This is a genomic window from Psychromonas sp. KJ10-2 (assembly GCF_047323255.1).
GTDB lineage: Bacteria > Pseudomonadota > Gammaproteobacteria > Enterobacterales > Psychromonadaceae > Psychromonas.
Map to the genome: position 1 here is coordinate 3,814,851 of NZ_CP178827.1, position 17,079 is coordinate 3,831,929.

Annotated in this window: 10 protein-coding genes; 7 read left to right on the plus strand and 3 right to left on the minus strand. The window is 36.6% G+C overall.

Features of this window, described 5'->3' with window-relative positions; translation table 11 throughout:
* The first annotated feature begins 2 nt into the window (after nucleotides 1–2).
* The 3 genes from hrpA (at nucleotide 3) to ACLKL2_RS18865 (ending at nucleotide 10,009) form a co-directional block, all read left to right on the plus strand.
* Nucleotides 3–3,890: an ATP-dependent RNA helicase HrpA gene (hrpA, locus tag ACLKL2_RS18855; protein ID WP_413692797.1), complete on the plus strand. Its 3,888-nt coding sequence runs from the start codon at nucleotides 3–5 to the stop codon at nucleotides 3,888–3,890.
* Nucleotides 3,891–4,967: 1,077 nt separating this feature from the next.
* Nucleotides 4,968–6,890: a CheR family methyltransferase gene (locus tag ACLKL2_RS18860; RefSeq protein WP_413692798.1), complete on the plus strand. Its 1,923-nt coding sequence runs from the start codon at nucleotides 4,968–4,970 to the stop codon at nucleotides 6,888–6,890.
* A gap of 71 nt (nucleotides 6,891–6,961) precedes the next feature.
* A complete protein-coding gene (locus ACLKL2_RS18865) occupies nucleotides 6,962–10,009 on the plus strand; it encodes an EAL domain-containing protein (RefSeq protein WP_413692799.1) in 3,048 nt (1,015 codons plus the stop codon).
* A gap of 101 nt (nucleotides 10,010–10,110) precedes the next feature.
* Here ACLKL2_RS18865 and ACLKL2_RS18870 read toward each other — a convergent pair whose 3' ends face one another.
* The gene (locus ACLKL2_RS18870; RefSeq protein ID WP_413692800.1) at nucleotides 10,111–11,016 is read right to left on the minus strand and encodes a bile acid:sodium symporter family protein; all 906 of its coding nucleotides are present in this window, start codon (nucleotides 11,014–11,016) and stop codon (nucleotides 10,111–10,113) included.
* A 226-nt stretch (nucleotides 11,017–11,242) separates the two neighbouring features.
* Here ACLKL2_RS18870 and ACLKL2_RS18875 point away from each other — a divergent pair, with 226 nt between their 5' ends.
* The 4 genes from ACLKL2_RS18875 (at nucleotide 11,243) to ACLKL2_RS18890 (ending at nucleotide 15,410) form a co-directional block, all read left to right on the plus strand.
* Nucleotides 11,243–11,581, plus strand: coding sequence for a zinc ribbon domain-containing protein YjdM (locus tag ACLKL2_RS18875; protein ID WP_413692801.1), 339 nt, complete (start codon nucleotides 11,243–11,245; stop codon nucleotides 11,579–11,581).
* Between the two features lie 377 nt (nucleotides 11,582–11,958).
* Nucleotides 11,959–12,870, plus strand: coding sequence for a ZIP family metal transporter (locus tag ACLKL2_RS18880; RefSeq protein ID WP_413692802.1), 912 nt, complete (start codon nucleotides 11,959–11,961; stop codon nucleotides 12,868–12,870).
* A gap of 261 nt (nucleotides 12,871–13,131) precedes the next feature.
* A complete protein-coding gene (locus ACLKL2_RS18885; protein ID WP_413692803.1) occupies nucleotides 13,132–14,775 on the plus strand; it encodes a diguanylate cyclase domain-containing protein in 1,644 nt (547 codons plus the stop codon).
* On the plus strand, nucleotides 14,757–15,410 hold the full coding sequence (locus tag ACLKL2_RS18890) for an EAL domain-containing protein (RefSeq protein WP_413692804.1): 654 nt from the start codon (nucleotides 14,757–14,759) through the stop codon (nucleotides 15,408–15,410). Before ACLKL2_RS18885 ends, ACLKL2_RS18890 begins: the two co-directional genes overlap by 19 nt.
* Before the next feature lie 892 nt (nucleotides 15,411–16,302).
* On the opposite strand, the gene ACLKL2_RS18895 is transcribed toward ACLKL2_RS18890, so the two are convergent.
* Together ACLKL2_RS18895 and ACLKL2_RS18900 are read right to left on the minus strand one after the other, a co-directional pair.
* Complete coding sequence (locus ACLKL2_RS18895) at nucleotides 16,303–16,662, minus strand: roadblock/LC7 domain-containing protein (RefSeq protein ID WP_113817648.1); 360 nt, start codon at nucleotides 16,660–16,662, stop codon at nucleotides 16,303–16,305.
* A gap of 15 nt (nucleotides 16,663–16,677) precedes the next feature.
* Entirely contained in the window at nucleotides 16,678–17,079 is a 402-nt protein-coding gene (locus ACLKL2_RS18900; protein WP_413694367.1) for a roadblock/LC7 domain-containing protein, read from the minus strand.

A 17,079-nucleotide genomic window follows, 5' to 3' on the forward strand; every position in this document is an offset into this window, starting at 1 on the left:
TTTTGACCATTTCTGCTACTACTTTAAAAGACCATTTAAATGACGTGTTATATAAAGATCAGTTCCGCCTTAAGCGCCGAATTGATGATTTGCGCAATCTAAAAACACCCGAAAAAGTAGAAGCGAGTTTGACCAAAATAGCCGTTGATATTCAAGTATCAATGGACAAGCGTAAACAGCGTTTAGACAACCTACCCGAAGTAAGTTATCCAGACTTACCGGTCAGCCAGAAAAAAGATGAAATCGCCGAAGCGATCGCGCATAACCAAGTGGTGATTATCGCTGGTGAAACAGGCTCTGGTAAAACCACGCAAATTCCTAAAATATGTTTAGAGTTAGGACGCGGTGTGTCTGGTTTAATTGGCCATACACAGCCACGTCGTTTAGCAGCGCGAACCGTTGCTAATCGTATTGCCGATGAGTTGGATTCTGAGTTAGGTGAAACCGTTGGTTACCGCGTTCGTTTTACCGATAAAGTGAGTGACAAGTCGTACATCAAATTGATGACCGATGGTATTTTATTAGCGGAAATTCAAAATGACCGTTTTTTAAGTCAATACGACACGATTATTATCGATGAAGCCCATGAGCGTAGTTTAAATATCGACTTCTTAATGGGTTATTTAAAACGTCTGTTGCCTCGTCGTCCAGACCTTAAAGTGATTATTACTTCTGCAACCATCGACCCTGAACGTTTTGCAAATCACTTTTCAGATAAACGCGGTAAACCTGCACCGATTATTGAAGTATCTGGTCGTACTTTCCCTGTGGGGACCTTATACCGCCCATTAGATGAATATGCGGCGGGTGATCAAATTGAAGGTATCTTCCAAGCTGTTGATGAGTTACAACGTTTAGGCCGTGGTGATATTCTTATCTTCATGAATGGTGAACGTGAAATTCGTGATACTGCAGAGGCCTTAACTAAACGTAAATTGCGTGATACTGAGGTGTTACCTTTGTTTGCTCGCTTGAGTGTGGCAGAGCAAAATAAAATCTTTCAAGGCCATCGTGGTCAACGCATTGTACTCGCCACCAACGTAGCTGAAACATCATTAACTATCCCTGGTATTAAGTATGTGATTGATACGGGGACAGTACGTATTAGTCGTTATAGCTACCGCACTAAAGTACAACGCTTACCTATCGAAGCTATTTCACAAGCTAGTGCCAATCAGCGTAAAGGGCGTTGTGGTCGTGTTAGTGAAGGTGTGTGTATTCGTTTATACAGCGAAGAAGATTTTAATGGACGACCAGAGTTTACCGATCCAGAAATACTGCGTACTAACTTGTCGTCGGTTATTCTACAAATGTTATCGCTTGGTTTAGGTGAATTAAATAAATTTCCATTTGTAGAGCCACCAGAAGATCGCAATATTAAAGATGGTTTAAACCTGTTAGAAGAGTTAGGGGCCGTTAATTTAAAGGCTAAAGATCCACGTAAAAAGCTCACTGGACTAGGACGTCAATTAGCCAAGTTACCCGTCGATCCACGCTTAGCACGAATGATTCTAGCGGCAAAAGAGTTTAATTGTGTACATGAAGTGATGGTGATCAGTGCTGCGTTAAGTATCCAGGATCCTCGTGAACGCCCAATGGATAAGCAACAAGCTTCTGATGAAAAGCATCGTCGTTTTTATGATAAAGAGTCTGACTTCATCACTTATGTAAACCTATGGAATTACATTAATGAACAACGTGAAGAGTTAACCAATAACAACTTCCGTAAAATGTGTCAGAAAGATTTCTTAGCCTACATGCGTGTGCGTGAATGGCAGGATATTTACACTCAAATCAAACAAGTTACTGATGAGTTAGATATTAAAGTAAGCGATACACCTTCAAGCTTTGATGCTATTCATCAAGCCTTGTTAGCAGGTTTACTGTCGCATATTGGTTTAAAAGATAAAGATGCAGAATACTTAGGTGCACGTAATAGTAAATTCTATATGTTCCCTGGTTCAGGTTTATTTAAAAAACAGCCTAAATGGGGCATGTTTGCAGAGTTAGTTGAAACCTCTAAATTATTTGCACGTGTCGCTGCGCGTATCAAACCTGAATGGGTTGAGAAGCAAGCACAACACCTTATTAAACGCAGTTATGCTGAGCCGCATTGGCAGAAAAAATCGGGGGTAGTAGGGGCGTTTGAAACACAAACGCTTTATGGCATTCCTATCGTCAGCAAACGTCGTGTTGTTTACACACAAATCGATCCTGTATTATGTCGTGAACTGTTTATTCGTCATGCCTTAGTAGAAGGGGAGTTCGAAACACACCATCAATTCTTTAAAGATAACCAAGCGTTATTAAACGATATTGAAGAGTTAGAGCATAAATCACGTCGTCGTGATATTTTGGTGGACGATGAAACACTGTTCCTATTTTACGATGAAATTGTGCCGCAAAATGTTTGTAGTGCTAAACAGTTTGATAGCTGGTGGAATCGTGAAAAGAAACAGCAACCTGAGTTATTAAATTATCAGCGTGATCAAGTGATGGCGCATGATGCCGATAAAGTGACTGCTAATGCTTATCCTGATTTTTGGCAAAAGGGTGATTTCCGCTTAAAATTAGAGTACGCCTTTGAGCCGGGCACTAGCCAAGATGGTGTCACGGTAAATATTCCTTTAGCCTTGTTAAACCAAGTATCTGAGCAAGGGTTTGATTGGCAAATTCCGGCGTTACGTGAAGAGTTATTAGTCGCGTTAATCAAAACTTTACCTAAAGCGATACGCCGTAACTTTGTGCCTGCGCCTAACTATGCAGAAGCAGCTATGGCTAATTTAGCGCCATTACAAGGGTCTTTATTAGAAGCCTTTGAAAAACAACTATTACGCATGACGGGTGTACGTATTCCTGAAAATTCATGGGATGTGAATGCCTTACCTACGCATCTGCGTATTAAGTTTAATGTGGTTGACGACAAACAGAAAAGTGTTGCCGTGGGCACCGACCTAAAATTGTTACAACACGACCTAAAAGGTAAGGTAAAACAAACTTTATCTAAAGTGTCGAAACAAGGCATTGAGAAGTCTGACTTAGTTGAGTGGGACTTTGGTAAATTACCTAAATCATTCAAGAAAGATCACGGTGGTTACGAAGTTAAAGCCTATCCTGCATTAGTAGATAAAAACAAAAGTGTGGCCATTGAGCTGTTTGATAGTGAAGACAAAGCGCAACGCTTTAACCAAGCTGGTGTTCGCCGTTTAATTCTATTAAATGTGCCATCACCGATTAAATACCTGCAACAAAGCTTGCCCAATAAAGCTAAGTTAGGGTTGTATTTTAATCCCTTTGGGCAAATTAAAGACTTAATTGATGATTGTATAAGCTGTGCGGTGGATGCCATTCTAGACGGTGAAGTACATCCGCAAGAAGCGCCTGAATTTGAAGTGCAAAAAGAGAAAGTACGCGCTGAATTAGCTGATAAAACCTTACAAATTACGCAGCAGGTTGAAGAGGTGTTAACCCTAGCCCATGCTGTTAATAAACTGCTTAAAGGTAAGGCTGAATTAACTATGCTTGTAGCCAAAGGTGACATTAAATCACAACTAGAACGTTTGATATTCCCTGGCTTTGTATGCCAAGTGGGTGAAGCCAAGTTAAATGATATTAAACGTTACTTATTAGCGTTACAAAAACGTTTAGAAAAACTACCTGTAAACCCAAATCAAGATCGACTAAACACCATTGAACTTCATGAACTCGAAGAACGTTACCGTGCTTTATGTAAACAGCTTTTAAGTAATGAGAATGAACATGAAGGTTTAGCAGAAGTGTATTGGATGATGGAAGAACTACGTGTTTCACTGTTTGCTCAACAGTTGGGGACACCTTATCCAGTGTCCGCTAAACGTGTTAGGTTAAAGTTAACTGAGTTAAAAGGTTAGAAGTATTTAAGAAGGAAAAGTTAAAAGTTAAAGGTTAAAGGTTAAAAGTTAAAGGTTAAAGGTTAAAAGTTAAAGGTTAAAAGTTTTAGCTGTTTCATTCCCATGCTTTGCTTGAGAATGCAGACTTGAAGCTATATTGTCGAGCTGCTTACCTGTACTTTTCCGACAGTCTTACTGGTTCCCATGCTTTGTGTGGGAATGAAGACTTGAAACTATATCACAGAGCTGCTTGCCTGTACTTTTCCGACAGTCTTACTGGTTCCCATGCTTTGTATGGGAATGCAGACTTGAAACTATATTGCCGAGTTGCTTACCTGTACTTTTCCGACAGTCTTACTGATTCCCATGCTTTGTGTGGGAATGCAGACACGAAGCTATATCGTAGAACTGCTTACCTGTACTTTCCGACAGTCTTACTGGTTCCCATGCTTTGTGTGGGAATGCAGGCAATTCCCAATTCCACTTTATCTGTGTCAGCAGGTATCCCCATGACATTGAATAACTCCCATAAACAGCACTAATCGCTTTATTTTTTGTGAAGTGAGCGTAAAGGGTGATTTGTATTATGAAACAGCTAAATTAGTGGTGTAAATAAGCAACTTTGATGGGTTTTTTGATGTTGTTAATAGAATATAATGACCAAAGAGCATTTATTTTATAAATAATTAAAGTCAGCTGCGTCTAGCTAATAATATCAAATTACTCTAAAATTACTATCTTATAATTTTGGTTATCTACTTAACTTTAGTTATGCTTAATAAAAGTGTAATTTAGTTAAATATCAACGCATTAAATAATTAATTTTATATAGTTTAATGAGTTTTTACAGCTCAAAAATGATTGTGGTTGCTGGTTGTAAAAGGTAATTTAATGCTGAAATTTTTGAGAAATTAATGTGTTGAAACGATTTCGTTATCCAGAATTAAAGTGGCTTAAACAGCACTTCTACTTTTGAGTATGGATAGAAAAAGTATCCTAGGGACATGTTAAATTGAAATTACCCTTTAACTTTAAACCTTTCCTAACTCTGATTTAAATTTAGCTAAATATATATTTGGCCTCTATCAAGGTGATTAAATGAAATACGATGCAACCATACTTTATATTAGAAATGCAGCTAATACACGCAAAGTATATTCAGATTTTCTTCATGAAAATTTTGCAAAGGTTATTGAAGCTGATGATGGGTTAGAGGGGATAGCAAAGTTTAAACACCATAAGCCACAATTAGTGATCACTGAAATCGAATTACCGAAAATGAGTGGCGTTGAATTAATTCACGAAATACGCAAAGCCAATACAAACACACCCATCATTATATTCAGCGCTTATATTCAAGAAGATTTCTTATTAGATTCGGTTAAAGATAAAATTAATGGTTTCGTGAGTCGACCGACAGATACAGAAACACTAGGGCGAGTTATCAATAATGTGTTAACAGGTGGCGATTATCAAGCATTAATCGATGAACAAAAAATGCTATCAGAACGAGAAAAGTATGCAGTACTTCCAAAAGAAAAACTAATTTCAGAAACGAATGGTTCAATGGTGGTAGGCATCGGCTCGAGCGCGGGTGGGTTAGAGGCGCTAACTTCACTGATTAGGGGATTACCTGAAAGTAATAACTGTGCTTATATTGTCGCTCAACACCTTAGCCCTAAGCATAATACTATGCTGGTTGAGTTACTTGCTAGAGAAAGTAACTTGCGTATTAAGGAGGTGGAAAGTGGTGAAGAGCTTGAAAGTGACGTTATTTATATTACACTGCCCAATACAAATGTTGAGATAAACGCAGCAAACCAACTCATTTTATCCGCTCCCGAAAAACATTCGTTCTTGCCAAAACCATCTGTGAATCAGTTGCTTATATCCATCGCTAAATATAAAAAAGAAAAGTCGGTTGGCATCATTTTATCGGGCACTGGCTCAGATGGTTCGCAAGGTATGCGTGCGATTAACGCCGAAGGAGGGATTACCATTGTTCAAGAGCCTAGTACTGCAAAATACGATGGTATGCCAATGGCTTCAATCAACGGTTCAATCGTTGATATTTTAATTGAGCCTGAAAAGATAGGGAAAGAGCTGGTTTCATTAGCTAACTTCCCTCGACAAAATGTATTAAAAAGACATCAAGTGACGCCTGAAAATGATTATATATCGGTCATTTTTGAGCTATTACATAAAGCAAAAAATGTTGATTTTTCCGTTTATAAAAAAGCAACCATTGGGCGACGTATTGAACGCAGAATGGTGGCATTAAAAGTCACTACATTAAATGAATACGTTAAATTAATTTCAAGCTCGCCCAAGGAAGTTGAGTTACTTTTTAAAGATATTTTAATCGGAGTGACAAGCTTTTTTCGAGATAATGAAGCTTACGAGTCGCTTGAAAATCATTTGAATACTTACTTAGAGCAAACTCCTGACTTAAAAGAGTTGCGGATTTGGATGCCGGGAGCATCCACAGGAGAAGAAGCCTATTCTGTTGCCATTATATTAAATGAATTATTAAATGAACGGCAGCAATCTCTAGACCTGAGAATTTTTGCAACAGATATAGATGAAGATGCCTTAAAAATTGCTCGTCGAGGTGTTTTCAGTCAAGCATCAATCACTAAGGTGTCTGATACTTATATTAAAGATTACTTCACCATTTCAAATAATGAATTTGAAGCCACAAAAGAACTACGACAAAATATAGTGTTTTCTTATCATAATCTTTTATCTGACCCTCCGTTTAAAGATGTAGACCTTATCGTTTGTCGTAACTTATTAATTTACTTTAACCTTGATGCACAAAACTGGATCATGCCTGCTTTCCATTATGCATTAAAAAGTAACGGGTTACTTTTTCTTGGGAAATCCGAGAATGCCACTAATTTTGAAGACTCTTTTGCCCCTGTTGATAAAACTAATAAAATATTTAAAAGTGTGGCTTCACACAAAAAAATTATCCTGCAATCACAGTTAAGCCTCCTGTCTACACTCAGCCTGAATTAGATAATGCCACTACAAAACAAGTAAACAGGCCAATACAAGATACAATTATAGCCGAAGCAACCAAGCTATTGATGCCAAATATGATTGTTACTAATGAGCAACTTGATGTCATTTATAAAAAAGGCGATTTGGATTTTTTCACGATACCAGAAGGGTATGTTTCCTATAATATTTATAAAATTGTTGATTCACGTTTAGCAATGGATTTGAGGAAGTTATTTAGTGACCTTAAGCAAGGTGCAACGGTGGCTGTTAGTAGTTATATTCCTTTACCACATAAAAATGGCACAACTCGATTTATCAAAGTGTATCTCGTTCCAGTATTGAATGGTCGCAATCAAACCTATATTTATTATTTTCAAAGTATCTCTGGTGATGACTTTCCATTCTTGAATCAAACTGAAAGCGAGCCTTTGCCTTCATCTTCTCAGGAGTTAGAGTTTGAATTGCAACGTACTAAAGAGCATATGCAAACGCTTATTGAAGAACTTGAAACTTCTAATGAAGAGCTTCAATCAACCAATGAAGAGTTACAAAGTGCCAATGAAGAGCTTCAAGCAACTAATGAAGAGATGGAAACCAGTAATGAAGAGTTGCAGTCAACCAATGAAGAGTTACACACGGCTTATGCTGAACTAAAAGAGATGTATCTAGAGAATACCAATATAAAGGAAAGCTATGGTGCGTTAAATGATCGATATGAATCTGTATTAGATAATATTAACGACGGAGTGGTGATTACTAATCTGGAAGGTATTATTCTCAAAACGAATACGGCAATGCAAGGTTTTTGTCGGTTACCCAGAGAGCAATTGTTGGCGAAGCATTGGTTAAACTTAGCCCCTGTACAGATGGACATTGATTTTTCAAATCGAGAAAAAGAACTCACTGAAAGTGGTAAATTTGGTCCCTACAACATTCATATTAAATCGGAAAATGGTATGGATACCATTCTTCGAACTGAAGATTATTTAAGTCGAGATGAAAAGGGCAATTCACAGATTTGGTCATTTGCATCGGATATTTCAAAAGAAACCTATGCGCGCCAAGAGTTATTATTAAGCCAGCAAAAATTTAAGGCCACATTTGATTATGCCAATATTGGTATTGCACATGTTGGACTTAAAGGTGAGTGGATTTCGGTCAATAAAACGATTTCAACGATGTTGGGGTATAGTGAAGAAGAGTTAATGAATTTAACCTTCCAAAATATCACTTGTAGCGATGATTTAGAGAATGATTTAGTCTACTTTCAGGAACTGCTAGATGGAAAAAGTGACTCCTATAAAGTAGAAAAGCGTTATTATAAAAAAGATGGCGAGTTATTCTGGGCCATGCTTTCTGTTTCGATTATTCGAGAGCAGGGTCAACCTAAGTATTTCATCTCTGTTATTGAAGATATCAATACACAAAAACGCTTGTCTTTAGATAGTATCCAAGCAAAAACCGTATTTAAGACCACACAAGAAAGCATTGTTATCACCGACCAAGAAACAAACGTCATTAATGTTAATCCTTCCTTTGAAAATTTAACGGGTTATTCCATTGATGATATTAAAGGTGAATCTTTATCAATACTTCGCTCTGAGATGCATAGTGAAGAGTTTTATAATGATTTGGAACGTGCTTATAAACAGAGCGGTATTTGGTCGGGAGAGATTATTTGCAAGGCTAAAAATACGGACGTTTTCCCTGTTTACCTTAATATAAGCGCTGTCCGAGATGATGAGAGTAACATTATCCAATATGTGGTGGTGTTAACGGATATCTCTCTGATTAAACAATCTCAGGATAAAATACAGTACCTTGCGAATCACGATTCGTTAACTGGTTTACCTAACCGAACTTTATTATCAGACCGAGTAGAACATGCGTTACAGGAAGCGCGCCGTTCTAAGAAGCACATTGCGGTTTTCTTTATTGATTTAGACCGTTTTAAAATTATTAATGATGGCCTGGGACATAAGGTGGGGGATGGGGTATTAATAGAAGTCGCTAATCGTTTTACCAAGGTGTTACGTTCTGAAGATACCGTTGCAAGAGTCGGCGGTGATGAGTTTATTGTGATTGCTCAAGATTTAGATTCTGCACTTGATGCCTCTAAAATTGCTACTAACTTGCTTGAGTCGATTCAAAAAGAGATGATTATTGAAGAGCATAAGATAAAAGTCGGTGCCAGTATTGGCATTAGTATTTATCCTAATGATGGCCTTTCTGGCGATGAATTAATACGCCAAGCTGATATTGCTATGTATGATGCAAAGGAGCATGGGCGTAATATTTATCGTTATATCTCACAAGAGCTTTCATCGGATGCTTTTGAAAAAGCAACCATGGAAAGTTCAATCAGAGATGCGTTGAATAACGATGAATTTGAGATCTACTATCAACCCATTGTCGATGTGAAAACAATGACCCTTTCGCATTTAGAAGCATTGATCCGTTGGAACCACCCTAAACTTGGTTTAATCATGCCGAATAAGTTTATTCCATTGGCAGAGGAATCTGAGCTTATTACTGAGATTACTAAATACATCACTTTAAATGTGATGAGAACAATCCATGAAATAAGTAAATCTAATGATTATGATTGCAAAGTCGCGATTAACTATTCATTAAAAGATTTGGAAAGCGACGAACTCTTCTTTACCTTTAAAAAGTATCTGCAACAATTCAATATCAAAGACAATGCGATTACGCTCGAAATAACCGAAAGAAAAGTTATTTTATCTAATGAACAAAACCAAAAGCATTTAGCGCGATATAAAAAATTGAATGTATTATTTTCCATGGATGATTTTGGGACTGGCTATTCGAATTTGGGTTACCTTATTAACAATCCTTTTGACCAACTAAAAATTGATCGTTGCTTTATCTCAAAAATAGGTGGAATAGGCACTGCTGAAGAGGTAGTAAAAGCAGCGATATCGATTGCTAAAGCATTACAGCTGAAAAGTGTGGCAGAGGGGATTGAAACCCAAGAGCAACTGGAGTTTGTTAGAGATAATGGTTGCGATCTCGCTCAGGGTTTTTATTTTCAAATCCCCGAGCCTATTGCTAAATTACTTGGTCATTTGACGGTTGAAAAAAATATCACCAGAAAAGACCAACGCCGTTAATAAGCTCTAAATAAGTTCATTAATATTATGGCTAGTCTCTTATTTTAATAAAGGCTAGCCTTGTTTTATTTTCTTATATTAGATCTTTCCTCTCTAATCCTCTATGGAACTACGTTTCCCGAAATAGCTATTTGGCGCTTGCCTTTATTTAACAACCAATACACAAACAGGAATGCGGGTATATTCATTAATAACCCATACATTAATGGAATCGTCATTAATGCAGGTTGATGCATAATAGTAAAGGCAATCATCATTGCTGTACCTGCATTTTGAACACCCACTTCTATGGCAATGGTTTTTCTATCAGTATCATTAACATTCAGTTTTCCAGTAATAAAATAGGCAATGATTAATGCCAAACTACATAAGGCCATTACTGCGACACCTTGTAACGAAAACATTGCTGGAATAATACTTAGATTGGCCAGAACAAGGGCGCTAATGATCATTAACATGGAAATTGTTGAAATCTTTTTAATTAAAGGAATAACAGACTGTGACCACTGATCAGCAAAATAACCTATACACATGCCAATAACGGTAGGTAGCAAGGTCACTACAGTGAGCTGTTTGATTGCAGGCAATAGTGGTAAATTGAAAAGTTTGCTATCTGCGTTACCTGTGTAATGAATGAAGCCAATAAAAGCTAAGGGTAAAATAAGTGGCGATAACATACTGACTATACTGGTTAAGCAAACGCTTAAGGCAAGGTTACCCTTTGCAATAAAAGAGAATAAGTTTGATGTTGCCCCACCTGGGCATAATGCCAATAAAAACAAACCAGCCGCTGCGGCTTGATCAAGCGAAAAGGCTTTAATGATAAGCAGTGCCAATATAGGTAGTAAACACAGTTGTAGTAAAAAACCAATAATAGCGACCCTAGGTGTGTTTAAAACAGCTTTAAAGTCTTTTATTTTTAAGTTCAACCCCATCCCTAACATCACTAATCCCAATACAACGGGCAACATAATTTGAGTAATAGTTTGAGCGATAACTGGTGTCATAAATACCCTTAACTTAGGAGTAACTTGATGCTATCAATATACTGTGCGTGTCAGGCGCTCGTTTTGATATAGCGCAGTATTTAAGATTTTAAGTGGGGTAAATTCACTTTTTGTTTTGGCTGTTGCGGAATGATTGATTGTTGCTAGCAGGAAGCGTTATTAGCTTTCTACAGAGTGATAACTTATGTTTATAATATGCGTTAAAATTTAATTAAATGAGAAATATATGTCGAATCCTCCTTGTCCAAAATGTCACTCACAATTTGTATATCAAGATCAAAATCAGTTGATCTGTCCTGAATGTGCCTATGAGTGGAACCCATCTGAAATACTTGCTGAAGAAGCGAGTTTAAAAATTAAAGATTTTAATGGTACATCGCTTAATGAAGGGGACAAGGTCACCATGATTAAAGACCTTAAAGTAAAAGGAAGCTCTCAAGTGATTAAGGTCGGGACTAAAGCCATTATTAAGCGAATAGTTGAAGGTAAAGATCACCAACTTGACTGTAAAGTAGATGGTGTTGGCGAAATGATGGTAACGGCTAAATTTGTTAAAAGAGCCTGAGTGATACATTAAGCAAAAGGTTAGCAATCATTTGAAAAGCCTTTGAAGATGTATTAGAAAATGTTATTTCATGGCTTTCAGGAAAACAACTTAACCAACTTAAGTCGCTTTCCTATTAATAAAAAACCAACCTATGCTCCTTTAGCTTTAAATTTTTTAATGTAACAAGGCTAACGCTTCATGGTTATAAAGTCTCGATTTAAAGTTACATAAAGCAATGCTAGTAACATGTTAGTTTCAGTTGTATTTTAATAAATAGACATTGCGTAAAAAACAAAACACACTTAAATTGTTAATTTATCTCATAGTATGCGTTAATAAGGGAGCGTCATATTAACTCTGTGTATTGCAATTGAATGGCACCAAGAGGATTTACTATGGAAATAACTGCACCAGAAAGCTGGTTAGTGGCTTTTAAACAGCACTGTAAGCACCATCCTTATCTTATTATCGCATTACTTGCCTCTGTTATATTAATCACTTTATTGATTCTACATTCCATTCATTTAGGCGAGCAGGCTTATTTAAAATATGCCCTGTTAGGTGGCACAGCTGGTTTTTTGGCTACTGCCGCTGGTACGTTACCTGCGCTGTTTATTAAAGAGATCCCGCGTAAATTATCAGATGCGATGCTTGGCTTTGCGGCCGGAATGATGTTAGCCGCTTCTGCATTTTCACTGTTATTGCCTGGTATTGAAGCTGCAATAGATTTTACAGGTAGCTCTTTTTTAGGCTCTATGGTTGTGTTATTTGGTATGGTTATTGGTGTTGCGTTGATGATGGGCTTAGACGAATTTGTGCCCCATGAACATATGGATTCAGGGCCTTGTGGTGCAGGCCATGAAGCCTGTAGTCGAGCATGGTTATTTGTGTTCGCCATCGCATTACATAATTTTCCCGAAGGGATGGCGATTGGGGTCGGTTATGCGCAAGGTGATTTATCTGTAGGAGTACCTTTAACTACTGCAATTGCATTGCAAGATATTCCGGAAGGTTTAGCCGTTGCACTCACATTGCGGGCGACCGGGTTTAGCACTGTCTTTTCAGTGTTGATTGCAGCAGCAACAGGGGTGTTAGAGCCACTTGGTTCAATACTCGGTGTGAGTCTAGCGGGTGGCTTCATGATTGCTTATCCGATTGGTTTGGGATTAGCGGGGGCGGCAATGTTGTTTGTTGTTTCCAATGAGGTGATCCCAGAAACCCATAGCAATGGTAATAAAACTGTCGCCACTATAGGCTTGATGATTGGCTTTGCTTTAATGATGTTGTTGGACACTACTTTAGGTTAAAACGGGACTTAAAAATTTCAAAGTTAATACAAAACTCTTGTTTATCAGTAATGAGAGTTTTTAGCTGAATGTTGTGTAGTTGTTTTAGAATTTCCACCTATAGTTAGCTATTTTTAAATTATTAAACTAATTTTATGAGTAAAGGTTTAAATTATTGATTACATATCAATATTTTCACTTTAAAAGCTAATTATTAGTATTTATTTAATTTTTAATGATTAATATGTGAAAATAAGATCTTTTATCTATGGGGAATTGGATATGGCTAATGTTGTAGAATTAATCTCTACAAAAAAGTACATCTACGTGTATGCGATAGCTTGTCTGGCATCGGTTTTTATTTGGTTAACTCATTTTTTACTGCCACTTCAATTTGGTAGTTTACTCAGTGCTTTGCTCCTTTTCTTAGTGATAACTGCGAGTCTACTATGCATCGCAACTATTACTTACAAAAAACAACTCTATATTACTAATCATATTCTCCAAAACATTACAGATTTTGTCGTAATTAAGGATCAAGAAGGGCGCTTTATTTATGGTAATAAGCGTGTTACTGACTGGTATAACACAACGGAAGCCGAGTTAGTTGGAAAAACAGATTATGATTTTACTGGTAATTTAGCGCAGTCTGAAGCCATGTTAAAAAATACAACATCTGTGTTAAATACATTTAAAACTGAAGAAACCTTTGATGTTTTTGTTGATGTTAAAGACAATAAAACACATCATTTTTACTCGATTAAGATCCCTTTCTATAATGCAGACAAGCAATTGCGACTATTTGTTATCTCTAAAGATATTACTGAAATAATCGAATTACAAGAAGAGTCTGAGAAAAACAAAGCTCGCTTACAGAATGTATTAGGTGTTTCAGAGGAAGGGTTATGGGAATGGAACCCTCAATCCGGTTATGTTAGTTATAATGAGCGATGGGAGTTGATGACTGGTGTTTGTGCAGGTGAAGGCTCTTTTGATGAGTACGCAAATTGTATTTTTGAAGAAGATAAGGCGATTGTATTTGATGCCATTGAAGCGATGCTAGATGATGATGTGACATTGAATATTAAATATCGTTTAAGACGACCTGATGGGGTGGTAATGTGGGTGTGGGACCGAGGGAGAATTGCTGAACGTGATGCTCAAAATAACCCAACATTAGTGGTCGGGTTAGCGATGGATATCACCCAAGAAATGTATAACAAACAAAAAATCAATGAATTAGCTTATCATGACCAATTAACAGGGCTTAACAATCGTTTTCAGTTTGAAATAGACCTATCTAATACACTGAAAAAAAGCCAAGAAGAGGACGTTTATAGCGCCTTGCTGTTCTTAGACCTTGATCGATTTAAGTTGCTCAATGATAGTTATGGCCATCACATGGGCGATAAATTATTAACTATCATCGCACAAAAATTATTGAGCCATAAACAAGGTGAAGAGTTAATTTCGCGATTTGGTGGCGATGAATTTGTAGTGATCCTACCTCTGGTTGATAAACAGTTATCAGCAGCGACAGCCTACACAACAACCTATGCTAATCAAGTAATTAATTTGTTATCTGAAGCGGTCTCTTTAACCAGTGATTTACAAGACATTAAAATTGAATATGAAGTGACTGCAAGTTTAGGCGGTGTCATTTTTAAATCTGGCGATGTGCAAGAAAATAAAATTCTACAATTAGCTGACATGGCGCTATATAGAGCAAAAGGCAACGGTGGTAATGAAGCAGTCATCCTTGACCCTGCAACTGAAAATGATTTAAACCATAGCGGTGAATTACAAAAAAGTATGCGCGATTCTATTGAGGCCCTTGACTTCTGCATCCACCTACAGCCTAAATACTCTAATACATGCCAAATCATTGGTGCAGAAGCCTTAGTACGTTGGCAGCACCTAGTTTAGGTTTATTAGCACCCTATGATTTTATTGCTATGGCTGAAGAGAGTAATTTAATTATTCCTATTGGCATGCAAGTACTTGAGCAAGCTTGTGAACAACTGAAAAAATGGCAAACATCTCCTGAAACAGCGCATTTTACACTTGCTGTAAATTTAAGCGCTAAACAGATCTGGCAAAAAGATTTCGCAGAAAAGATTATTGATGTGGTAAATAGTTATCAAATTGATGCGAGTAAATTGATTGTTGAAGTGACAGAATCTATTTTTATTAAAGATTTAAAAACCGCGACCGTTAAGTTATATAAACTTAAAGGTATTGGCATCTCCGTTTCACTTGATGACTTTGGAACTGGGTTTTCATCTTTAAGCTATTTGCGTGATTTACCGATAGATGAAATAAAGATTGATCGCTCGTTTATGCAAGATATTAATCATGATAAAAAAGCCTTAATGATGGTCAAGTCGATTATCAGTCTAGCCGATAATTTTGATATGCAAGTGGTCTCTGAAGGAGTGGAAGAGAAGCCTCAGTTTGAATTATTAAAGCAACTTGGTTTATCCATCTTCCAAGGTTTCTATTTTAGTAAACCAATCCCAGCAAAGGATTTAGATAAGTTAATCAAAGACACGAATAACTAATATAAAATCGCTTATAACAAGTAATCTCACAATGCATTTTTGTATACAACTCTAGTTTGTGAATGCAAAGTTTTAGTTGTTATAGTGAGTTAATACACTCCTGCTGACATGCTTATTCGCATGCATTTATGCTAGCCATGTTATACCCATCACGCTAATCAACATCTTTTGGTTAATTCTCGGGAGATGTTTTAACTCAGCTTACCTTTGTGAGACTGAAGTTATACCAATTGTAGTAAATAACTGATCTAAATTTTGCGCCGGAAAAATGGCTTAGTTTGAGGCGTAAGTTGATGTAAATGGTTGTTCCCTATACGAAACTTACAACGAAAAATAAGTTGTTTTAACAAGTAAAATAGATCAGTTACTTACTATTATTGGTATTATGTTTTAACCTCACTCTAACCCCTCTCAGTCTTCGTATGTGAAATATCGTACGCACATTTAATATAATTGCCATGATTGGAAGGTTAAAACGAGTGCGTGAATACGCGGCTAAACACTATTAAGAGTGTTGTAGGGATGTGTTTTATGAAGCTATTATATCAAATAAGTGATCTAAATTTTACGTATGAAAAATGGCTTAGTTTAAGGCGTAAATTGAGCCTATCTATGATTAACTTCGTTAATCATCTGTCGGAGAATGAACGAAAAAATATTCATCCTTTAATGGCTATTCTCTTCATGAAATTTACTACAAAGAAATAAGTTATTTTAACAAGTAAAATGAGATCAGTTAATTAGTATGATTGGTATTATGTCTATGCATCAAAATTTTTGTAAAAAAAGAGTATATTGTCTGAAAATATACTCTTAACCTTTGTCAAATAACAAAATTCAGATTTTGATTCGTTTGTTATATTTAGACTGAAAGTGTTTAGGCTGACTGTGTTTAGATTGTTAAATCAGCTTCTACGCTATTAACTTTAAGGCGTGCTAATGCTAAGTTAGCAATTGATTTACTTAGCACTAAATAAATAAATAAGTCAGTATTTGATTTTAGAGGGCAAATGATATGATACTGTTTGTTTAGTGTAATTAATATATCATCAATTTCGTCATCAAGTTTTAATTCTTGTATTGCTCTTTTCTTTGCAGATACTACTTCAGTATTAACCGCAGCAGCCATATCTAGGTCTATGCTATCACCTAACTTACCAAGAACCATACCTGAACTACTGTCCACGATACACGCAGCAACAGCACCATTGATTTCTAATAATTGTGTTAAAGCTTTTTCAATATTTGCCATTTTTATAACCTTTCCTTAGTTTAATTGATTATCATTTAGAATTTTTTGAATAAGTTTACAACATTGTTTTGCCGATAAAAGTAACTCTCCAAGAAGTTTTTTATCTTCTGAAATAAACGTCATCACAACTGTAGTTGTTTCGGCCTGTATTGTACACCAAATTATTTTCTTTAAATTACTTTCAAGTATTAACATATCGCAGCCATGGCCGGAAATTTCATGTGAAATAGACTTGGCTAGTGAATGGATTGAGCCACTCATCGCTGCTAGTTTTTCCTGTGAATTATCATTAAATTTAGAAGAGGCAATACAAAACCCATCTGGTGTAGAAATCACAGCAGAACTGATCTGTGGTGTATTGTTAATAAAGTCTTGTAAAACGGAGTTAATCTTTTGTACTTTATTAACACCAAAAAT